Below are 18661 nucleotides of genomic sequence, written 5' to 3' on the forward strand. Positions count from 1 at the left end.
CGAACCGGCGCCGGCGCCGCAGCCGGCCGACGAGGGAAGCGCCGCCGCGCCCGAGCCGGAGCCCGCGCCGGCCGCCGCCGACGGCGAGCCGGACGAGGCGGCCGCCAAGGCGGACACGGACGAGGCCGCGAAGCCGCGCCGCGCCCGCCGCAGCGCGCCGAAGCCGCCGGCCGAGCCGGTCGTCGTGTCGAACACCGAGGAGGAGGAGGAGGAGTCGGCGACGCCGCGGCGCACCGGCTGGTGGCAGCGCAAGAGCTTCTTCTGACGCGGCGGCGCGCCGCCGCGGCGCCGGCCCGGCGCCGCAGCCTCGCGTTGCGGCCGGTCGGCACCGGCAACCACACTATCGCCGCGATTGCCGTGTCGATCACAACTGCATGATCGTTCATCCGACGCCTTTCCTCGCGGAAGGGCGTCGGCTACCACTGGTCGCCGCCATGCTGCCTCTTGCCGCCCTCGCCGTCCGCTTCCGCATCGTGCCGCTGCTGGCCGCCGTCGCCGTCGCGCTGCAGGCCACGCTGGTGCCGCTGTCGCAGGCCGCCGCGCAGGGCCGCTCGGTGCCGATCGTGCGCGACGCGGAGATCGAGGCGCTGATCGCCGACTATGCACGGCCGATCCTCAAGGCGGCCGGCCTGTCCTCCTCGGGCATCGACATCATCCTGGTCAACGACCGCGGCTTCAACGCCTTCGTCGCCGGCCGGCGCATCTTCATCCACACCGGTGCGCTGATGACGACCGAGACGCCGAACGAGATCATCGGCGTCATCGCGCACGAGGCCGGCCACATCGCCGGCGGCCACCAGGAGCGGCTGCGCCAGCAGATCGCCCGCGCCCAGACGATGGCGATCGTCGCCGCACTGCTCGGCGTCGGTGCCGGCTTCGCCGGCGCGGCCGCCTCGTCCGGCGGCCTCGCCCAAGCCGGCGCCGGACTGGCGATCGGCGGCGCGGAGACCGCCCGGCGCGGCGTGCTCGCCTACCAGCGCACCGAGGAGGCGACCGCCGACCGCTCGGCGCTCGACTATCTGCGGCGCACCGGCCAGTCGGCGGCCGGCATGCTGGCCACCTTCGAGCGCATGGGGCGCGGCCTGGCGCTGTCCGGCGTCAACGTCGACCCCTACCAGATCAGCCATCCGATGCCGCGCGAGCGGATCGCCAATCTCGAGGTGCTGGCCCGCCAGAGCCCGCATTTCGAGCGCCGCGACCCGCCGGAGCTGCAGCTGCGCCACGACCTGATGCGCGCCAAGATCGCCGCCCACACCGAAGGCCCGGCGACCGTGCAGCGCCTGTTCCGCGACGCCCCGCGCGGCCTGCCGGCGCTCTACGGCGACGCCATCTCCACGCATCTGCGCGGCAACCCGCGCGACGCGCTCGCCAAGGCCGACCGGCTGATCGCCGCGCAACCCGGCAACGCCTATTTCCACGAGTTGCGCGGCGACGTGCTGGTGCGCGCCAACCGCCCGGCCGAGGCGGCCAACGCCTACGCCCAGGCGATCAAGCTCGACCGCTCGCGCTCCGGCCTGCTGCAGGTCGCCTACGGCCAGGCGCTGATGGCGACCGGCCGCCCCGACCTCGTCAAGCGTGCGGCGACCGAGATCCAGGCCGGGCTGGCGCGCGCGCCCGAATACGCCGCCGGCTACCGCTACCTGGCGCAGGCGCACGGCCAGAGCGGCGACGTGGCGGCGGCCGAGCTGGCCACGGCCGAGGGCCATTTCCATTCCGGCAACCTGCGCGATGCCAAGGTGTTCGCCGCGCGCGCCCAGATGAAGATGAAGCACGGCTCGCCGGGCTGGCTGCGCGCACAGGACATCATCGACTACCGACAGCCGGGCAAGTGAACGGCGGCCGGCGAAGCCAACCGCACATCATCAGACGTCGAACACGGATCGAAGCATGAAAAACGCAATCGTCGCCGGCGCCCTCGCCGTCACCGTTTCCTTCGCCATGCTGGCCTTCGGCTTCATGGCGGGCGACCCCGGGCGGCCGGCCGGCGGCCAGGCGCTCGCCGAATCGGGCCCGCAGCTCGACCGCGGCGCGATCGAGCAGATCGTGCGCGACTACCTGATCGCCAACCCGGAGATCCTGCTCGAGGTGCAGACCGCGCTGGAGACCAAGCGCGAGGAGGAAAAGCGCGTCGCGCAGGCCGAGACGATCCGCGCCTCGGCCGAGACGATCTTCAACGCGCCCTATGACGGCGTGCTCGGCAATCCCGACGCCTCGGTCACGGTGGTGGAGTTCTTCGACTACAACTGCAGCTACTGCAAGCGCGCCATGGACGACATGGAGGCGCTGCTGTCGGGCAACGACAACGTGCGCTTCGTGCTCAAGGAGTTCCCGATCCTCGGCCCCGATTCGCAGCAGGCGCACATCGTGTCGATGGCGTTTCGCGCGCTGGCGCCGGAGAAGTACGGCGAGTTCCACCGCCGGCTGCTCGGCGGCGTCGGCCGCGCCGGCGAGGCAAGCGCCATCGCGGTCGCCCGCGAGCTCGGCGTCGACGAGGCGGCGCTGCGCGCGGAGATGGAGAACCCGGCCATCCGCGAAGCCTTCGCCGAGACCTACGAGCTCGCCAACGAGCTCTCCATCACCGGCACGCCGTCCTACGTGATCGGCACGCAGGTGGTGTTCGGCGCCCTCGGCCTCGACGTGCTCAACGAGAAGATCGAGGCCGCCGCGGCCTGCCCCGACGCGCTTTGCTGAGACCCGCCAGCACTTTGTGGACAGACGCAGAAGGCGCTATGCGCCCTTTGCGCGGGCCGGTATGGCGAATATAGAGGGTTACGCCACGGTGCGCGCACGGCGCCGGGCGGGAGCGAGCGGATGCCGAGCGCGGTTTACATTCTCAACGGGCCGAACCTCAACGCCCTCGGCAGGCGCGAACCCTCCATCTATGGCGCCATGACGCTCGACGCGATCCGCCAGGCCTGCGAAGAAAAGGCCGGCGCGCTCGGGCTCGCGGCGGATTTCCGTCAGACCAACCACGAGGGGGTGTTGGTCGACTGGGTGCACGAGGCGGCCGAAGGGGCGGCCGGCATCGTCATCAATCCCGGCGCCTACGGCCACACCTCGATCGCGCTGCACGACGCCATCCGCGCCGTCGCACCGCTGCCGGTGGTCGAGGTGCACCTTTCCAACATTCACGCACGCGAGGCCTTCCGCCACGTGTCGATGATCGCCCCGGCAGCGACGGGCATGATCTGCGGCCTCGGGCCGGCCGGCTACACGCTGGCGCTCGAGGCCGTGGCGGCCCGGCTGCAGGGCTGAACAGGGGACGCAAGATGTCGAACAAGAAGACGGGTGTGGACCAGCAGCTTATCCGCGATCTGGCTGCCATACTCAACGAGACCAACCTGACCGAGATCGAGGTCGAGCAGGACGACATGCGCGTGCGCGTCTCGCGCCAGGGCAGCGCCCCGCCGGCGCCCGTCCACGCCGCGGCGGCGCCGGCCCAGCCGGCCGCCGACCAGCGCCCGGCCGAGGCCGCGCCGGCGCGCGAGGCCGGCGCCGACGTCTCGGCCAATGCGGTGCGCTCGCCGATGGTCGGCACCGCCTATTCCGCCCCGGCGCCGGGCGCCCGCCCCTTCGTCGAGGTCGGCCAGTCGGTGCGCGAGGGCCAGACCCTGCTCATCATCGAGGCGATGAAGACGATGAACCAGATCCCGTCGCCGCGCGCGGGCACGGTGACGGCCATCCTTTTCGAGGACGCGCAGCCCGTCGAGTACGGCGAGCCGCTCGTCGTCATCGAGTAGGCGCGGCGCATGTTCCAGAAGATCCTGATCGCCAACCGCGGCGAGATCGCGCTTCGCGTGCTGCGCGCGGCCAAGGAGCTCGGCATCAAGACGGTGGCCGTGCACTCGACCGCCGATGCCGACGCCATGCATGTGCGGCTCGCCGACGAGAGCGTGTGCATCGGCCCGCCGCCCTCGCGCGAGAGCTATCTCAACATCCACCAGATCGTCGCCGCCTGCGAGATCACCGGCGCCGACGCCATCCATCCCGGCTACGGCTTCCTGTCGGAGAACGCCAAGTTCGCCGAGATCCTGGCCGCCCACAAGATCACCTTCATCGGCCCCTCGGCCGAGCACATCCGCGTGATGGGCGACAAGATCGAGGCCAAGAAGACGGTCGCCCGGCTCGGCATTCCGGTGGTGCCGGGCTCCGACGGCGCGGTGACCGACGACGACACCGCCCAGCGCGTCGCCGAGGAGATCGGCTATCCGGTGCTCATCAAGGCGGCCTCGGGCGGCGGCGGCCGCGGCATGAAGATCGCGCGCAGCCGCGACCAGCTCGCCGAGGCGCTGTCGACGGCGCGCGCGGAGGCCGGCGCGGCCTTCGGCGACGACGCCGTCTACATCGAGAAGTATCTCGCCAAGCCGCGCCACATCGAGATCCAGGTGGTCGGCGACGGCGCCGGCCGCGCCATCCATCTGGGCGAGCGCGACTGCTCGCTGCAGCGCCGCCACCAGAAGATCTGGGAGGAGGCGCCCTCGCCGGCCCTCAACGAGGCCGAGCGCGCGCGCATCGGCGGCACGGTCGCGCGCGCCATCGCCGATCTCGGCTATGCGGGCGCCGGCACGGTCGAGTTCCTCTACGAGAACGGCGAGTTCTACTTCATCGAGATGAACACCCGGCTGCAGGTCGAGCATCCGGTGACCGAGGCGATCACCGGCATCGACCTGGTGCACGAGCAGATCCGCGTGGCCGCCGGCAGCGGCCTGTCGCTGCGCCAGGAGGACGTGCGCTTCAACGGCCATGCCATCGAGTGCCGCATCAACGCGGAGGACCCGCGCACCTTCGTGCCTTCGCCCGGCACGATCACCCATTTCCACACGCCCGGCGGGCTCGGCGTGCGGGTCGATTCGGGCGTCTATTCGGGCTACCGCATCCCGCCCTACTACGACAGCCTGATCGGCAAGCTGATCGTGCACGGCCGCAACCGGGTCGACTGCATGATGCGGCTGCGCCGTGCGCTCGACGAGTTCGTCGTCGACGGCATCAACTCGACGCTGCCGCTGTTCCGCGATCTGGTCGGCAATCCCGACGTCGCCAACGGCGACTACGACATCCACTGGCTGGAGAACTATCTGGCCGACAGCGGCTGAGGCGGCACGGCCGACGATGACACGCCCCTTCGCGCCCGGCCACCGCATCCCGACCGATCTCCTGCTGCGCGCCTACTCGGCCGGCGTCTTCCCGATGGCCGAGAGCGCGGAGGATCCCGAGATCTTCTGGGTCCGGCCGGAGGTGCGCGGCGTCATCCCGCTCGACGGTTTCCACGTGCCGCGCAGCCTGCGCAAGGTGGTGCGGCAGCGCCGCTTCGAGATCGTCTTCGACGGCGACTTCGACGCCGTGATCGCCGGCTGCGCGGAAGCGCGCGACGAGCGCCGCAGCACCTGGATCAACGGACCGATCCGCGAGGCCTATGCCGCGCTGTTCGCGCGCGGCCACTGCCACACCGTCGAGGCGTGGCGCGAGGGCCGGCTGGTCGGCGGGCTCTACGGCGTCAGCCTCGGCCGCGCCTTCTTCGGCGAGAGCATGTTCTCGCGCGAGCGCGACGCCTCCAAGGTGTGCCTGGTGCATCTGGTGGAGCGGCTGAGGGCGCGCGGCTTCGTGCTGCTCGACACGCAGTTCACCACCGCGCATCTCAAGCGCTTCGGCGCCGTCGACGTGCCGCGCCGACGCTACGAGCGGCTGCTGGCCGAGGCGCTGGAGGGCGAGCCGGCGCGCTTCGCGTGACTGCGCCCGCCGCTCACGACCGCGCGGCGAAGGCGCGCATCAGCGGCTCCAGATCCTCCGCCGGCGGAAAGCCGGCATAGGAATGGCGGGCCGGCGTGCGCGCCCAGGCCAGCCGCTCGGCCGTCATCGTCTCGATGAAGGGCTCGCACCAGCGCAGGTCCTCGAGCAGCGTCGGACGCACGTTGACGAAGGCCTCCACGCCGACGATGCGCGTGAACATCCAGGTCTTGCACGAGGGACAGAAGAAGTGGTCGAGCTGCGGCCCGCCGAGGCCGCCCTCGACCGGCGCGCCCCGCACCACCTTGAAGGCGTCGGCGGGGATCATCGCGGTCAGCGAATAGGCGCTGGCGCTCATGCGCTGGCAGCCGCGGCAGTGGCAGGCGGCCGTCATCAGCGGCGGCGCGGCGATCGCGATGCCGGTGCGGCCGCAGCGACACACGCCGGCAAGCGGAAATGCGGCTTCGGTCATGGCGGGTCCCTCCGCGCACGCACGCGCCGGTCCGGTCAGGACTCCTGCGCGGCGGCCTCCTCGGGCGGCGGCACGTCGGTCTCCTGCTTGCAGCTCTTCAGCCACACGTCATAGACGGCGTGCTCGACCGCGTTGAGGCCGGGGCTCTCGGCGAACATCCAGCCGGTGAAGATGCGCCTAATCTTGCGGTCGAGGGTGATCTCGTCGACCTCGACGAAGGCGTCGGTCTTCGGCTCCTCGGTCTCCGGCGAGGCGTAGCACACGCGCGGCGTCACCTGCAGCGCGCCGAACTGCACCGTCTCGTCCATGTAGACGTCGAAGCTGATGATGCGGCCGGTGATCTTGTCGATGCCGGTGAACTCGGCGACCGGGTGGCTGATGCGCTCGGCCAGCGCCGGCGGCGCGGCGAGAAGGGTGAACAGGCCGAGAGCCGTGGCGGCGGCGGCCGCCGGTCTCGCCCATCGCTGGCGCATCGCGTTCGTCATCGGCTGATCGTCCATCTGCTGGCCCCGGGCGCGCCGGCTGCGCGCGGGCTGCGCGCGAGCCAGCCGGATAGCGCGCAATTGTGGCGAGAAATCACCCGCGCCGCGGCGTCAGTTGCCCGGCGTCCAGGCGTCGTAGTCGCCGGTCACCCGCGGCCGCTCCTCCTTGGTCAGCAGCGAGCCCTTCGGCCGGTAGGCGTAGGGCGTGCCGGTCAGGTTGGGCAGGTGCGGCTTCTGCCACTCCCTGGGCTCGTAGCTCTCCGATGCCGGCGGCGTGTCGACGCGGTGATGCAGCCAGCCGTGCCAGCCCGGCGGCACCTTGGAGGCCTCCGACAGGCCGTCGTAGATGACCCAGCGCCGGGTGCGGCCTTCCGAATCGGTGCCGCCCTCATAGTAGACGTTGCCGAAGGCGTCGGCGCCGACGCGCCTGCCCTTGCGCCAGGTGTGGAAGCGCGTCGCCAGCGTCTGTCCGTTCCACCAGGTGAAGATCTGGAGCAGGAGTCTCTTCATCGCGGTCCTCTGCTGACGAGCGGGTTGCGGCGCCCGTCTTATGGGGCGGCCGGGCGACGTTGGCAAGGCCCGCCGCGTGCCGCGATGACGCGGCGCGGCCTTTGCGCTATCCATTGCGGATCGTCGTCGTCCGTGGAGGCCGCCCCATGCTCCGCCCCGCCCTCGCCGGCCTTTGCGCCCTCGTTCTGTCGGCCGCCGCCGCCGCCCAGGACGGCCCGACCGGCATCGCCTTCGCCGAGGCGCCGGAACAGGCGAGCGGCGTGTGCACCGGCGACACGCCGGACGTCGCGATGGCCTGCGCCAGGCGCCGCTGCGCGGAGGCCGGCGCCCGGCCCGCCGACTGCCTGCGCGTCGCCTGGTGCTACCCCGCCGGCTGGAGCGCCGACGTCTTCGTGCAGCACCGCGAGGGCCCGCACTGGCACGAATATCTGTGCGGCTGGAGCTCGCGCGCGGCGGCGCTCGCGGCGGCGGAAGTGACATGCGACGCCGCGCTCAGGCCCGATCTGATCGAATGCGCCGTGGTGCGGCTGTTCGACGAAGGCGGCAACGAGATCGCCGTCGATCCCTGACGCCGGCGCCTCGCGCGGCGCTCACACGAGCTGCTTCTCGAACATCAGCGGCGACAGGCCGGGATGCGGCCGGCCGCGCGTCTGCGCCCGGCACACGCGCACGAAGCCGTGCTTGAGGTAGAAGGCGACGGCGCGCCGGTTGGCCTCCTCGACCTCCAGCCGCACGGCGACGGCGGCCTGGAAGCGCTCGATCACCGCCTTGAGCAGCGCCCGGCCGACGCCGAAGCCCTGCCGGTCGGGCCGCACGTAGAGCTGGTGCAGAAGCACCGTGGCGCCGCGGTCCGGCGTCGAGGCAAAGGCCATGCCGGCCACCCCGTCCTCGCACGGCCTGAGCAGGAACACCGCGCCGGGCCGCCGGAGCCGCGCCCGCAGTGCGGCCAGCGAGTGCCACTCCTGGGTGACGGCGCTCACCCAGTCCGAGCCGTAGATGCCGTCATAGGTGGCGTGCCAGGTCTCGATCAGCAGCGCGCGCACCGCCTCCAGATCGCCTTCGCGGGCCGCGCGCACCAGCATCGCCTGTCCTCCGCTCCCGGCGGCCGGCGCCGGGCTTCGCGCTCACGCGGGCCAGTATAGCGCCGTTTCGCCGCCCCGGCCTAGCGCCCGTTGCAGGCAACGACCCGTTGCCCGTCACGACCGGCGGCCGACGCACCGATGCGGCGGGCCCCGCGAGGCAGACCCTGGTGCCGGCCGAGGACGCCGCGCGCGGATCGCCGCCATCCGCGACGGCCTTCCGGCGGGATCGCTCGGCGATGCGCGTGGCGCGGGTCCTCGCGCGGCGCTCCGCGGCTCAGCCGTCGAGCCCGAGCTTCTGCTTGACGAGCTGGTTGACCGCCTGCGGGTTGGCCTTGCCGCCGGTCGCCTTCATCACCTGGCCGACGAACCAGCCGGCCAGCGTCGGCTTGGCCTTGGCCTGCTCGACCTTGTCGGGGTTGGCCGCGATCACCGCGTCGACCGCCGCCTCGATGGCGCCGGTGTCGGTGACCTGCTTCATGCCGCGCTGCTCGACGACGGCGCGCGGATCGCCGCCCTCGCTCCAGACAATCTCGAACAGCTCCTTGGCGATCTTGCCGGAGATCGTGCCGTCGCGCACCAGATCGATGATGGCGCCGAGCTGGTCGGGCGACAGCGGCGCCTGGTCGATGCGCCGGCCTTCGCGGTTGAGCGCGCCGAGCAGGTCGTTGATCACCCAGTTGGCCGCCGCCTTGCCGTCGCGGCCGGCCGCCACCGCCTCGAAATAGTCGGCGATCGCCTTCTCCGACACCAGGATGGAGGCGTCGTAGGTCGACAGGCCGAGCGTCTCGATCAGCCGGGCGCGCTTGTCGTCGGGCAGCTCGGGCAGCCCCTCGGCGAGCGCGGCCACATAGGCTTCGTCGAATTCGAGCGGCACCAGGTCGGGGTCGGGGAAGTAGCGATAGTCGTGCGCCTCCTCCTTGCTGCGCATCGAGCGCGTCTGGCCGCGCGCGGGGTCGAACAGCCGCGTTTCCTGCACCACCGCGCCGCCGTCCTCGAGCAGCGCGATCTGCCGCTCGGCCTCCGATTCGATCGCCTGGCCGACGAAGCGGATCGAGTTGACGTTCTTGATCTCGCAGCGCGTGCCGAACGGCTCGCCCGGCCGGCGCACCGACACGTTGACGTCGGCGCGCATCGAGCCCTCGTCCATGTTGCCGTCGCAGGTGCCGAGATAGCGCAGGATGGTGCGCAGCTTGGTGAGAAAGGCCTTGGCCTCGTCGGCCGAGCGCATGTCGGGCTTCGACACGATCTCCATCAGCGCCACGCCGCTGCGGTTGAGATCGACATAGGACATGGTGGGGTGCTGGTCGTGCAGCGACTTGCCGGCGTCCTGCTCCAGATGCAGCCGCTCGATGCCGACCTCGATCTCCTCGAAGGAGCCGTCCTTGGCCGGGCCGACCGACACGGTGACGGTGCCCTCGCCGACGATCGGCTGCTTGTACTGCGAGATCTGGTAGCCCTGCGGCAGGTCGGGATAGAAGTAGTTCTTGCGGTCGAAGACGGAGCGGTGGTTGATCGTCGCCTTGAGCCCGAGGCCGGTGCGGATCGCCTGGCGCACGCACGCCTCGTTGATCACCGGCAGCATGCCGGGCATCGCCGCGTCGACCAGGCTGACATGGGCGTTGGGTTCCGCGCCGAAGGCGGTCGAGGCGCCGGAGAACAGCTTCGCCTCCGAGGTCACCTGGGCGTGCACCTCCATGCCGATGATGACCTCCCACTCGCCGGTCGCGCCGGAGATCAGCCGCTTCGGGTCGGGGGTTCGCGTGTCGATGATCGTCATGAGCCCGTGTCTTGCGGTTGGTCGGACAGGCGGGCGGCGACGCCGTCCCGCGCCGGACAGTCGCTAGTCCAAACCGCCCAGCGTGACAAGCGGCAGGCCGGGCGCGCTTGCGTTTTCGACGTCCGGAAGCTAACCCGTCGGCCGGACGAAGGAGTGTTCATGTCCACCTTGCGTGAGTCCCGCTAGGGCCCCGATCGCGGATCGGGGCGGAAAACCGGAACCCCGCCCGCGCCGCCGGCGCGGACGCGGCCCTTCTGTCATGGCCTCGCGGCCTGGTTTTCAGGACTCACCACCAAGATGGACATCTCCCGCGCCGAACAGCGCATCCTGCACCTGCTCGCCCAGGGCGGGTGGATCGAACACGAGAAGACCGCACGCGGAAAGATCGGTGCCGTCGCATGCCGCACGCGCGACGGCTGGCGCTTTCCCGGCATCGACCTGCCGCTCTTCCGCAAGCTCAAGCGCCGGCGGGCCATCGCCTCGTGCGGCGGCGGGCCCTACCGCATCACGCGTCGCGGGCTGGCGCTGGTGCGCGCCGAGCCCGACAACCGCTGACGGCGCGGCCAGGCCGCCGGCCCCGCGGCCGGCGGCCGCTCACGCGGTGGCGATGTAGCTGCGGATCGATTCCGCCTCGCGCTCGGCCTCCTCGATGCGCCGCTTGACGACGTCGCCGATCGACACCAGGCCGGCGAGACGGCCGTCGACCTCGACCGGCAGATGGCGGAAGCGGCCGCGCGTCATGATCTCCATCACCTCGTTGACGGTGTGGCTCTCGCGGCAGATCTTCACGCTCGCCGTCATCACCTGCGAGACCGGCCGCGACAGCGCGTCGGCACCGTCCTCGCCGATCACGCGCACGATGTCGCGCTCCGACAGGATGCCGGCGATGCCGCCGTCGCGCTCGGTGATGACCAGCGCGCCGATGCGCTTGTCCGCCAGCAGCCGGGTTGCCTCCGCCAGCGTCCGGTCGGGCCCCAGCGTGACCACGTCGCGGCCCTTTTCCTCGAGGATCTTCCTGACCGTCATGCCGTTTCTCCTCCTTCCGCGCCCGCTGCCGCCGCCCCCCGCGCACGGGCATCCGGACCGGATGGTGCGCCCGGCCAGCGGCGAATGCAAGCGCGGCGTCGTCAGCGCGCCGGCGGCCGGCGGTCGAACGCGGCGATGCCGAAGAAGCCGGCCAGGAAGCCGCCGATATGCGCCTCCCAGGCGATTTCGGCGGTCATGCCCGGCGTGCCGAAGCCGAGCCCGGTGACCAGGTTGATGGCCAGCCACACGGCGAGGAAGGTGACCGCCGGGCGCGAGCGCAGCACCGCGCGGTAGGACAGGATGGGACCGCCGAAGGCGCCGCGGCCGGACGACCGGTCGATGCGGAAGGCGAAGCGCGCCGCCGCGCCCATCATGCCGGAGATCGCCCCCGAGGCGCCGATCAGCGGCACCCGATCGAGCGGATGCAGGCCGTAGTGCAGCAGCACGGCGGCCAGCGCCGTGGCGGCCCAGAACAGAAGGAAGCGGGCATTGCCGATGCGCACGGCGAGCGGCGAGCCGAAGGCGGCGAGCCACACCATGTTGACCACCAGATGCGCCGCGCTGCCATGCAGCAGCGAATAGCTGAGCGGGCTGACGAAGGCATAGACGTCGAGCGCATAGGCGCCGGAATAGCGCAGCGGAATGAAGGCGAAGCGCACCAGCAGCGCCAGGTCCTGCGCGTAGGTGAGCAGGTAGACGCGCACCAGGTGGATGCCGACGCAGGCCGCGATCAGCGCCGTCACCACGCCCGGCAGGTTGAACACCGGCTCGCGGCCGCGCGGCCGGCCCGTGCCGTCGGGTCGGTCCGCATCGCTCGGCCCGGATCGCTCGGGCGCACTGTCGTCGGGCGCTGGCTGGCTCATCGGCGGCTTTCGGCGGCGGCGGCACCGGCGGCGCCGCGGACCGGAACCCGGTAGCAGAGCGGCGGGCAAAAAAGAAGCCGTCCAGGTTTCCCTGAACGGCAAGGTCGAGCCCCCTCGGCATCGCGGCCGGCGGCGTCGTCCGGAGTTGGCGACCGGGCGACGTCCGCCGCGCCCGTCCGGTCCGAGCAAGTGGCACGCGGCCGCCGCCGCGGCAACGCGTAACCGTTCGTTAACCTTAACGGTCCCGACCGGTGAACAACGCCCGGCGGGGCTGGCATGCAACCTGCATCGTCCAGCATGAAGGTCGTCGCCGAACGCAACCTGTTCGCCGATGACACAAACGGGAACGCAAGGTGGGACGCGGGCCGACATGAGACAGGACGGGGCGATCACGCTTTTCCAGTATTGGAACAGGTTGCGCAACGGGCGGCCGGCGCCGCGCCGCACGGAGATCGAGCCGGCCGACATCAAGGGCCTGCTCGCCGACACCTTCATCCTCGAGCGCGACGCGCGCGGCGAGGCCGTCTTCCGCCTCGCCGGCACGCGGCTGTGCGCCACCTTCGGCCGCGAGCTCAAGGGCTTCGCCTTCGCCTCGCTGTGGCACGAGGCCGAGCAGCGCCTGGTGCGCCGCCTGACGCGCAGCACCTTCCAGTCGAAGTCGGTCGTCGTGCTCGCCCTGCGCGGCACCAGCGCGGAAGGCCGCACGGCCGACTTCGAGCTTCTGATGCTGCCGCTGGAGGGCGGCCGCGAGAGCCCGCGCGCGCTCGGCGCCGTCTTTGCGGTCGACCGCCCCTTCTGGCTCGGCAGCGACCCGGTCGTCACCGTGGCGATGGATTCGCTGCGCGTCGTCGACCCCGACCGCGAGCCGCTGTTCCTGGCCAACCGGCCGGCCGTCGAGGTGCCGCCGCTGGCGCCGTCCGACGGCGACGGCTGGAGCCGGCCGATCGAGCGCGTCGGCGGCCGGCGGGTGCGCCACCTGGTCGTCTTCGACGGCGGGCGCGAGGAATGACGCCGGTCTCGCGGCGCAGAAAATTAACGCCCGCAAGGGTTGTGCTTACCCCCTGTTAACCAGCCGCGCTTAGCGTCGGACGAAACTTTCGCTCGATGCGCGGTGATACAGGTGGGCTGGGCACAGACCAGGACGACGGCAGCGGCGGCGACCCCGGCGGCGACACACGCCGAGCGGCGCAGCTTCCAGCGCGTGCGCGTGAAGCTGTACGGCCGCTTCATGCTGGAGGACCGCAGCGAGCACCCCTGCCAGGTGATCGACATGTCGCCCGGCAACGTGGCGCTGCGCAGCACGCGCGCCGGCCAGCCCGGCGAGCGGGTGATCGCCTATCTCGACCACATCGGCCGCGTCGAGGGCATCGTCACGCGCACCCTGCAGGACGGCTTCGCGATGACCATCGTCGCCTCCGACCGCAAGAAGGACAAGCTGGCCGCGCAGCTCACCTGGCTGGCCAACAAGCACGAGCTCGACCTGCCGGAGGACCGCCGGCACGACCGCGTCGCGCCGCGCAACCCGATCACCGTTCTGCAGCTTCCCGACGGCCGCCAGTACCAGTGCCGCATCATCGACCTGTCACTGTCGGGCGCGGCGGTCGAGATCGAGGTGCGCCCGGCGCTCGGCGTCCAGGTGACGCTCGGCACCATGCGCGGCCAGGTGGTCCGCCACTTCGAGGACGGCGTGGCGGTCGAGTTCGCCGTGGTGCAGCATCCCGAAACGCTGGAAGCCCAGTTCAGCGACGAGCACTGATCCGGCCGCCGGCCGCCCCTGATGACAGGCCGCCCCGGTTCGTGGGATAGATGCGCAACGGCAACGCAAGCGGGCGGTGCGGCATGAGCGCGGAACTCTGGCTTGTCTATCTCCTGGCCGCCGTCGGCCTGTCGCTGACGCCGGGCCCGAACGGCCTCCTGTCGCTGACGCACGGCGCCTGCTACGGCTTCCGGCCGACGGTGTGCACGGTGTCGGGCGGCGCGCTCGGCTTCCTGCTGCTGATCGCCGCGTCGCTCGCCGGCATGGGCGCGCTCCTGGCCGCGTCGGAGCAGGCCTTCACGGTCGCCAAATGGCTCGGCGCGGGCTACCTCGTCTATCTCGGCATACGCGTGTGGCGCGCCCCCGCCCCCGAGATCGCCGCCGCCGGCCGCGCGCCGGGCGGCGGCGGGGTGCGCGGCCTGCGGCTGTTCAACCAGGGGTTCCTGGTCGCCGTGTCGAACCCCAAGGGGCTGATCTTCTTCGCCGCCTTCCTGCCGCAGTTCATCGTGCCGGAGGCCTCCTTCCTGCTGCAGCTCGCCGTCTTCGGCGGCACCTTCGTGGTGGTCGAGGTGACCTACGAGCTGCTTCTGGCCGGGCTCGCCCAGCGCATCGCGCCGTGGCTCGCCCGCTACGGCCGCTGGTTCAACCGCGCCGCAGGCGCGACCTTCGTCGGCATCGGCGCGGCGCTGACCACGGCCGGCCGCTAGGTCCGCAGCGCCTGGCCCCTCACCCTTACCCTCTCCCCGCCTGCGGGGAGAGGGAGCGGCGACGCTTGCGCCCCTCGGCCGGCCGGCCGGGCGCATGCTCGATCTCCCCTCCTTTGAGGATGAGATGTCGGTGCAGCCGACAGAGGGTGCCAGAGGGGACGGCCGCCGAAGACGCGCACGACCCCACCCTCTCCCCGCGCGCGGGGAGAGGGCAGGGTGAGGGGCAGCGTCGACCTGGCGGCGGGGCACGGCATGCGGAGCGGTGGCGGTGCCCGCGCCGCGGATGAGGGGCGGCGCCGACACGTGCCGGGGCGCGCCAGCGTCGGGCTCAGCCCGCCAGGGCCGTGCGCAGGGCGGCGATCTCGGCGGCCGGGCGGCCGGCGGCGGTGACGTAGGGCAGGCCCTTGCGCCGCGCCGTCCAGCCCACCACCGCGAGGCGCCCGGCGAGCGCCGGCTCGACGCGGCGGAGCAGCGCCCAGCTGCGGCAGTCGACGGCGCAGAGATCGGCCCGCCCCTCGGCCACCGCGCGCGCCGAGGCGCGGTGCGACCCGGTCGCGGCGCGCGCGGCGAAGACCTCGATGCCGCGGCCGAGCGCGGCGAGGTCGCGCGCCAGCGCGAGCAGGCCCGACATCGAATCCGGCCCGTTGAAGGCAAGCCGCAGGCCGGCGAGCCGCGCCACCGGCAGCACGGCGCGGCCGTCGCCGGGCGGCGGCACCGGCGCGCCCGCGCCGCGCCGCATCAAGAGCGCGCTCGCATAGTCCGGCCCGGCGCCGCCGGCATAGGCGGAATAGTCGGGCTGGCCGACGACGGCGACATGCGCGGCGAGGTCGGTCGTCTCGAGCGGGCCCCAGCAGGTCTGCGCCAGAAAAAGGTCGGGATGGCGCCACAGCGTGCCGACGTCGAGCGCGTCGGGCGGCAGCGTCGCGGGATCGGGCGCGACCGCCCGGCCCCGCCGGTCGCGGATGCCGCCGGGAACCGCCGGCAGGTCGCCGTTCGAGCGTGCGAGGCGCGGCGGCGCGGCGAGGCCGGCGGCGCGCAGGCGGGCGGCGAGCCCGGCCCATTCGGCGTCGGTCTCGGCCCTTATCTCGGGCCAGTCGTACATCGGCAGGGCGGCGATCATGCGGCGCATGCCGGTGAGACTGCGCATCGATAAAGCGAAGGCAAGGGCGAACCCACTCAGTCCTTCTGCGGCCGGGCGGGCACCGGCGCCGTGCCACCGAGGCCGGCCACCGAATGGGCCCGCACGCGCGGCCGGTAGGCGCGGCCGGGCTCCGGCGCGCGCCGCAGCACCGGGTGGGCGACCGGCTCCTTGGGCCGCAGCGCGAAGGCCCGGAACAGCGCGAAATAGCCCGGATAGGCGTAGCCGTCGTTCATCGTCAGCCACATCTCGCGCTGCGCGCGATAGAGCGCCGGCAGCCGGTACCACGGCGCGCGCGGCCGCTTGTGGTGCACCAGGTGCAGGTTGTTGTTGAGGAACAGCAGCGCGAAGGGCGAGCGCTCGACGATGATCGTGCGGCCGTCCGGCCGCTCCGCCCAGCGATGCTCGGCGAAGGTGCGGATGGCGATCAGCGACTGGCCGAGCCAGACCGGCACCAGCAGATAGAGCCAGACCGGCATGCCGAAGCCCCAGGCGACGATGGCGAGCGTCGCCGCCACGCCGGCGCCGTGCAGCAGCCAGGCGCGCCGCACCGTGCGGTCGCCGGCGCCGAGCCGCTGCGCATCGGCGGCGAGGAAGCCGGCGACGGCGACCGGCGGGCCGAGGACGAAGCGCCCGACCATCGTGTTGTTGGCACGCAGCAGGAGCCGCACGGCGCCGGGCAGCCGCGCGTAGCGCCACTGCGCCCGGTAGTAGCTTTCGGGATCCTCGAACGGATCGGTCAGCCGCTCGTCGGCGTGGTGGCGCAGATGCAGCGCCTTGAAGCGGCGATAGGGGTAGACGAGGCCGATGGGCAGGCCGACCAGCGCCTCGTTGAGCCGCGCGTGGCGCGTCGGATGGCCGTGCAGGCATTCGTGCATCAGCGAGGACTGCAGCGCCACGCACAGGCTCATCACCGCCAGCGCCGCCGCCGGCCAGGCCGGCCACAACGCCACGCCCGCCGTCGCCCACAGCCCGTAGCACGCCACGATCAGCCCGACCGTCGGCCATTCCACGCGCACCGCCCCGCCGGCCGGTGCGCGCCCTGCGCCCTCGCCCATCCTCGTCACCTTTCGCTTTGCCGGTCGCGCCCCCGCGCACGGCTCCCCCGGAAAACCCCGGAACCGGCCGCGAGGCTGTCAGCAATCGTCAGGACCGGCAACGCGACAACGCGCACAAAACGTTGACACTGCGCATCAAACAAAGCATCTGTTTTGCATTGTAAACACCTGCGGACGAGGCTGCGGCGCCATGCGGCTCGACAAGCGTGATCTCTCGCGGCTGTTCCGCGACCGGCTGCGGCTGCTGCTACAGCGCTCCGGCCTCAACCAGTCGGCCTTCGCCGCCGCCGTCGGCATCGACCGCTCGGCGCTGTCGCAGCTTCTCGCCGGCACGGCGACGCGGCTGCCGCGCGCCGAGACGCTGATGAACATCGCCGCCGAGCACAAGGTGTCGCTCGACTGGCTGCTCGGCCTCAGCCAGGACGAGGGCGTGACCGGCGAGCTGCGCGCCTCGATCGAGATCGCCCAGGGCTCCGGCGGCTTCGACCACACGCTGCTCGCCCGCTGGCACGCCGAGGCGGCCGGCACCAAGATCCGCTACGTGCCGTCGGGCATTCCCGACCTGCTGCGCACCGAGGCGGTGATCGCCTACGAGGCCGAGGCCGCGCAGCTCAACCGCGCGACGCAGATCGACGAGGCGCAGTACCGCATCGACTACAACCGCCGGCCGGAGACCGACATGGAGGTCTGCATGCCGCGCCAGACGCTCGACATCTTCGCCCGCGGCGAGGGCCTGTGGTCCGACGTGCCGCCGGCCGTGCGCGCCGAGCAGATCGACCACATGGCCGCCCTGCTCGACGACCTCTACCCGACCTTCCGGCTGTTCCTCTACGACGGGCGCAAGCGCTACTCGATCCCCTACACCATCTTCGGGCCGATCCGCGCGGCGATCTATGTCGGCGGCCTCTACCTGGTGCTCAACGGCACGCAGCCGATCCAGACCCTGACGCGCCATTTCGATTCGCTGATCCGCGCCGCCGAGGTCAACGCGCACGAGGCGGCGGCCTATGTCGCCGGGCTGAGCCGGGGGCGCGGCGCGGCCGCCGCCATTGACCCGATATAAGCATTTCTTTATATCGTTATCTCGCGGCCGAGGCCGCGATCCCGCCATCCTCCGCAAGAACCGAAAGGCGCCGGCCATGGACAATCCGATCGACGCGCTGCTGGCCGACAAGGGCGTGCTGCTGGCCGACGGCGCCACCGGCACCAACCTGTTCGCCATGGGGCTGCAGTCCGGCGAGGCGCCGGAGCTCTGGAACGAGGAGGCGCCGGAGAAGATCGAGGCGCTGCACCAGGGCTTCGTCGATGCCGGCGCCGACATCATCCTGACCAACTCGTTCGGCGGCACGCGCCACCGGCTCAAGCTGCACAACGCGCAGGACCGCGTCCACGCGCTCAACCGCAAGGCCGCCGAGATCGCCCGCAAGGTGGCCGACCGGGCCGGCCGGCCCGTCATCGTCGCCGGCTCGGTGGGGCCGACCGGCGAGCTGATGCAGCCGCTCGGCGCGCTCACCCACGACGCGGCGGTCGCCGCCTTCCGCGAGCAGATCGAGGGCCTGAAGGACGGCGGCGCCGAGGTCGCCTGGATCGAGACCATGTCGTCGCCCGAGGAGATCCGCGCGGCCGCCGAGGCGGCGATCGCGGTCGGCCTGCCCTACACCTACACCGGCTCGTTCGACACCGCCGGGCGCACCATGATGGGGCTGGCGCCGAAGGACATCCACGGCGTCGCCGACGGGCTGGCCGAGCCGCCGGCCGCCGTCGGCGCCAATTGCGGCGTCGGCGCCTCCGACATCCTGTCCGCCCTGCTCGACATGGCCGAGGCCAAGGCCGACGCGACGCTGGTGGTCAAGGCCAATTGCGGCATCCCCGAGTTCCACGGCTCCGAGATCCACTATTCCGGCACGCCGGAGCTGATGGCCGACTATGCGCGGCTCGCCGTCGACAGCGGCGCGCGCATCATCGGCGGCTGCTGCGGCACCTCCTTCGAGCACCTGAAGGCGATGCGCGAGGCGATCGACGGCCACGAGAAGGACGGCCGGCCGACGCTCGAGGCGATCGTCGCG

The 18661-nt window shown here is 72.1% G+C and carries 23 protein-coding genes; 14 read left to right on the forward strand and 9 right to left on the reverse strand.

What is annotated here, in order from left to right:
* The 7 genes from N1F89_RS17415 to aat all read left to right on the forward strand — a co-directional run.
* The coding region (locus N1F89_RS17415; RefSeq protein ID WP_290085639.1) for a hypothetical protein at positions 1-265 on the forward strand (265 nt) is incomplete at its 5' end.
* Between the two features lie 169 nt (positions 266-434).
* Positions 435-1832 (forward strand): M48 family metalloprotease, encoded by a 1398-nt coding sequence (locus tag N1F89_RS17420; protein WP_290085640.1) that lies wholly within the window; start codon positions 435-437, stop codon positions 1830-1832.
* A 55-nt stretch (positions 1833-1887) separates the two neighbouring features.
* Positions 1888-2691 carry a DsbA family protein gene (locus tag N1F89_RS17425; protein ID WP_290085641.1) on the forward strand — a complete coding sequence of 268 codons (804 nt, stop codon included), beginning with the start codon at positions 1888-1890 and terminating at the stop codon, positions 2689-2691.
* Between the two features lie 120 nt (positions 2692-2811).
* Positions 2812-3255, forward strand: coding sequence for a type II 3-dehydroquinate dehydratase (gene aroQ / locus N1F89_RS17430; protein ID WP_290085642.1), 444 nt, complete (start codon positions 2812-2814; stop codon positions 3253-3255).
* Positions 3256-3269: 14 nt separating this feature from the next.
* Positions 3270-3740, forward strand: coding sequence for an acetyl-CoA carboxylase biotin carboxyl carrier protein (gene accB, locus N1F89_RS17435; RefSeq protein WP_290085643.1), 471 nt, complete (start codon positions 3270-3272; stop codon positions 3738-3740).
* A 9-nt stretch (positions 3741-3749) separates the two neighbouring features.
* Positions 3750-5093 (forward strand): acetyl-CoA carboxylase biotin carboxylase subunit, encoded by a 1344-nt coding sequence (gene accC / locus N1F89_RS17440; RefSeq protein WP_290085645.1) that lies wholly within the window; start codon positions 3750-3752, stop codon positions 5091-5093.
* Between the two features lie 16 nt (positions 5094-5109).
* Positions 5110-5727, forward strand: coding sequence for a leucyl/phenylalanyl-tRNA--protein transferase (gene aat / locus N1F89_RS17445; RefSeq protein ID WP_290085646.1), 618 nt, complete (start codon positions 5110-5112; stop codon positions 5725-5727).
* A 13-nt stretch (positions 5728-5740) separates the two neighbouring features.
* Here aat and N1F89_RS17450 read toward each other — a convergent pair whose 3' ends face one another.
* From N1F89_RS17450 to N1F89_RS17460, 3 genes are all read right to left on the reverse strand, one after another.
* Entirely contained in the window at positions 5741-6196 is a 456-nt protein-coding gene (locus tag N1F89_RS17450) for a GFA family protein (protein WP_290085647.1), read from the reverse strand.
* Positions 6197-6231: 35 nt separating this feature from the next.
* Positions 6232-6681: a DUF2155 domain-containing protein gene (locus N1F89_RS17455; protein WP_290085648.1), complete on the reverse strand. Its 450-nt coding sequence runs from the start codon at positions 6679-6681 to the stop codon at positions 6232-6234.
* Positions 6682-6789: 108 nt separating this feature from the next.
* Positions 6790-7188 (reverse strand): NADH:ubiquinone oxidoreductase subunit NDUFA12, encoded by a 399-nt coding sequence (locus N1F89_RS17460; protein ID WP_290085649.1) that lies wholly within the window; start codon positions 7186-7188, stop codon positions 6790-6792.
* Between the two features lie 146 nt (positions 7189-7334).
* Between N1F89_RS17460 and N1F89_RS17465 the strand changes: the two genes are divergently transcribed.
* Positions 7335-7757 (forward strand): hypothetical protein, encoded by a 423-nt coding sequence (locus tag N1F89_RS17465; protein WP_290085650.1) that lies wholly within the window; start codon positions 7335-7337, stop codon positions 7755-7757.
* Positions 7758-7778: 21 nt separating this feature from the next.
* Here the strand turns inward: N1F89_RS17465 and N1F89_RS17470 are convergent, their stop codons facing one another.
* A complete protein-coding gene (locus N1F89_RS17470) occupies positions 7779-8270 on the reverse strand; it encodes a GNAT family N-acetyltransferase (RefSeq protein ID WP_290085651.1) in 492 nt (163 codons plus the stop codon).
* Between the two features lie 274 nt (positions 8271-8544).
* Positions 8545-10047, reverse strand: coding sequence for an Asp-tRNA(Asn)/Glu-tRNA(Gln) amidotransferase subunit GatB (gatB, locus tag N1F89_RS17475; RefSeq protein ID WP_290085653.1), 1503 nt, complete (start codon positions 10045-10047; stop codon positions 8545-8547).
* A 297-nt stretch (positions 10048-10344) separates the two neighbouring features.
* On the opposite strand from gatB, the gene N1F89_RS17480 reads away from it, so the two are divergent.
* On the forward strand, positions 10345-10602 hold the full coding sequence (locus N1F89_RS17480) for a YjhX family toxin (RefSeq protein WP_290085655.1): 258 nt from the start codon (positions 10345-10347) through the stop codon (positions 10600-10602).
* 39 nt (positions 10603-10641) lie between these two features.
* Here the strand turns inward: N1F89_RS17480 and N1F89_RS17485 are convergent, their stop codons facing one another.
* Both N1F89_RS17485 and N1F89_RS17490 read right to left on the reverse strand, forming a co-directional pair.
* On the reverse strand, positions 10642-11073 hold the full coding sequence (locus N1F89_RS17485) for a CBS domain-containing protein (protein WP_290085658.1): 432 nt from the start codon (positions 11071-11073) through the stop codon (positions 10642-10644).
* Positions 11074-11174: 101 nt separating this feature from the next.
* Entirely contained in the window at positions 11175-11936 is a 762-nt protein-coding gene (locus tag N1F89_RS17490; protein ID WP_290085660.1) for a rhomboid family intramembrane serine protease, read from the reverse strand.
* 370 nt (positions 11937-12306) lie between these two features.
* Here N1F89_RS17490 and N1F89_RS17495 point away from each other — a divergent pair, with 370 nt between their 5' ends.
* The 3 genes from N1F89_RS17495 (at position 12307) to N1F89_RS17505 (ending at position 14399) form a co-directional block, all read left to right on the forward strand.
* Positions 12307-12945: a PAS domain-containing protein gene (locus tag N1F89_RS17495; protein WP_290085662.1), complete on the forward strand. Its 639-nt coding sequence runs from the start codon at positions 12307-12309 to the stop codon at positions 12943-12945.
* A gap of 111 nt (positions 12946-13056) precedes the next feature.
* Positions 13057-13692, forward strand: a complete 636-nt coding sequence (locus N1F89_RS17500; RefSeq protein WP_290085663.1) for a PilZ domain-containing protein — start codon at positions 13057-13059, stop codon at positions 13690-13692.
* 83 nt (positions 13693-13775) lie between these two features.
* On the forward strand, positions 13776-14399 hold the full coding sequence (locus N1F89_RS17505) for a LysE family transporter (protein WP_290085665.1): 624 nt from the start codon (positions 13776-13778) through the stop codon (positions 14397-14399).
* A 328-nt stretch (positions 14400-14727) separates the two neighbouring features.
* Here the strand turns inward: N1F89_RS17505 and N1F89_RS17510 are convergent, their stop codons facing one another.
* Both N1F89_RS17510 and N1F89_RS17515 read right to left on the reverse strand, forming a co-directional pair.
* Positions 14728-15528: a PhnD/SsuA/transferrin family substrate-binding protein gene (locus N1F89_RS17510; RefSeq protein ID WP_290085671.1), complete on the reverse strand. Its 801-nt coding sequence runs from the start codon at positions 15526-15528 to the stop codon at positions 14728-14730.
* Between the two features lie 47 nt (positions 15529-15575).
* Complete coding sequence (locus tag N1F89_RS17515; RefSeq protein ID WP_290085667.1) at positions 15576-16595, reverse strand: fatty acid desaturase; 1020 nt, start codon at positions 16593-16595, stop codon at positions 15576-15578.
* A gap of 190 nt (positions 16596-16785) precedes the next feature.
* Between N1F89_RS17515 and N1F89_RS17520 the strand changes: the two genes are divergently transcribed.
* Complete coding sequence (locus N1F89_RS17520; protein ID WP_290085669.1) at positions 16786-17658, forward strand: helix-turn-helix transcriptional regulator; 873 nt, start codon at positions 16786-16788, stop codon at positions 17656-17658.
* A 76-nt stretch (positions 17659-17734) separates the two neighbouring features.
* The coding region (gene bmt, locus N1F89_RS17525; protein ID WP_290085670.1) for a betaine--homocysteine S-methyltransferase at positions 17735-18661 on the forward strand (927 nt) is incomplete at its 3' end.

It is taken from the genome of Aquibium sp. A9E412, assembly GCF_030398335.1.
Taxonomy (GTDB): domain Bacteria; phylum Pseudomonadota; class Alphaproteobacteria; order Rhizobiales; family Rhizobiaceae; genus A9E412.

What these genes read in the sequence shown, in the direction of transcription:
- N1F89_RS17420 (WP_290085640.1), top strand. Translation starts at nt 435, where the DNA reads ATGCTGCCTCTTGCCGCCCTCGCCGTCCGCTTCCGCATCGTGCCGCTG.
- N1F89_RS17425 (WP_290085641.1), top strand. Translation starts at nt 1,888, where the DNA reads ATGAAAAACGCAATCGTCGCCGGCGCCCTCGCCGTCACCGTTTCCTTC.
- aroQ (WP_290085642.1), top strand. Translation starts at nt 2,812, where the DNA reads ATGCCGAGCGCGGTTTACATTCTCAACGGGCCGAACCTCAACGCCCTC.
- accB (WP_290085643.1), top strand. Translation starts at nt 3,270, where the DNA reads ATGTCGAACAAGAAGACGGGTGTGGACCAGCAGCTTATCCGCGATCTG.
- accC (WP_290085645.1), top strand. Translation starts at nt 3,750, where the DNA reads ATGTTCCAGAAGATCCTGATCGCCAACCGCGGCGAGATCGCGCTTCGC.
- aat (WP_290085646.1), top strand. Translation starts at nt 5,110, where the DNA reads ATGACACGCCCCTTCGCGCCCGGCCACCGCATCCCGACCGATCTCCTG.
- N1F89_RS17450 (WP_290085647.1), bottom strand. Translation starts at nt 6,196, where the DNA reads ATGACCGAAGCCGCATTTCCGCTTGCCGGCGTGTGTCGCTGCGGCCGC.
- N1F89_RS17455 (WP_290085648.1), bottom strand. Translation starts at nt 6,681, where the DNA reads ATGACGAACGCGATGCGCCAGCGATGGGCGAGACCGGCGGCCGCCGCC.
- N1F89_RS17460 (WP_290085649.1), bottom strand. Translation starts at nt 7,188, where the DNA reads ATGAAGAGACTCCTGCTCCAGATCTTCACCTGGTGGAACGGACAGACG.
- N1F89_RS17465 (WP_290085650.1), top strand. Translation starts at nt 7,335, where the DNA reads ATGCTCCGCCCCGCCCTCGCCGGCCTTTGCGCCCTCGTTCTGTCGGCC.
- N1F89_RS17470 (WP_290085651.1), bottom strand. Translation starts at nt 8,270, where the DNA reads ATGCTGGTGCGCGCGGCCCGCGAAGGCGATCTGGAGGCGGTGCGCGCG.
- gatB (WP_290085653.1), bottom strand. Translation starts at nt 10,047, where the DNA reads ATGACGATCATCGACACGCGAACCCCCGACCCGAAGCGGCTGATCTCC.
- N1F89_RS17480 (WP_290085655.1), top strand. Translation starts at nt 10,345, where the DNA reads ATGGACATCTCCCGCGCCGAACAGCGCATCCTGCACCTGCTCGCCCAG.
- N1F89_RS17485 (WP_290085658.1), bottom strand. Translation starts at nt 11,073, where the DNA reads ATGACGGTCAGGAAGATCCTCGAGGAAAAGGGCCGCGACGTGGTCACG.
- N1F89_RS17490 (WP_290085660.1), bottom strand. Translation starts at nt 11,936, where the DNA reads ATGAGCCAGCCAGCGCCCGACGACAGTGCGCCCGAGCGATCCGGGCCG.
- N1F89_RS17495 (WP_290085662.1), top strand. Translation starts at nt 12,307, where the DNA reads ATGAGACAGGACGGGGCGATCACGCTTTTCCAGTATTGGAACAGGTTG.
- N1F89_RS17505 (WP_290085665.1), top strand. Translation starts at nt 13,776, where the DNA reads ATGAGCGCGGAACTCTGGCTTGTCTATCTCCTGGCCGCCGTCGGCCTG.
- N1F89_RS17510 (WP_290085671.1), bottom strand. Translation starts at nt 15,528, where the DNA reads ATGCGCCGCATGATCGCCGCCCTGCCGATGTACGACTGGCCCGAGATA.
- N1F89_RS17515 (WP_290085667.1), bottom strand. Translation starts at nt 16,595, where the DNA reads ATGGGCGAGGGCGCAGGGCGCGCACCGGCCGGCGGGGCGGTGCGCGTG.
- N1F89_RS17520 (WP_290085669.1), top strand. Translation starts at nt 16,786, where the DNA reads ATGCGGCTCGACAAGCGTGATCTCTCGCGGCTGTTCCGCGACCGGCTG.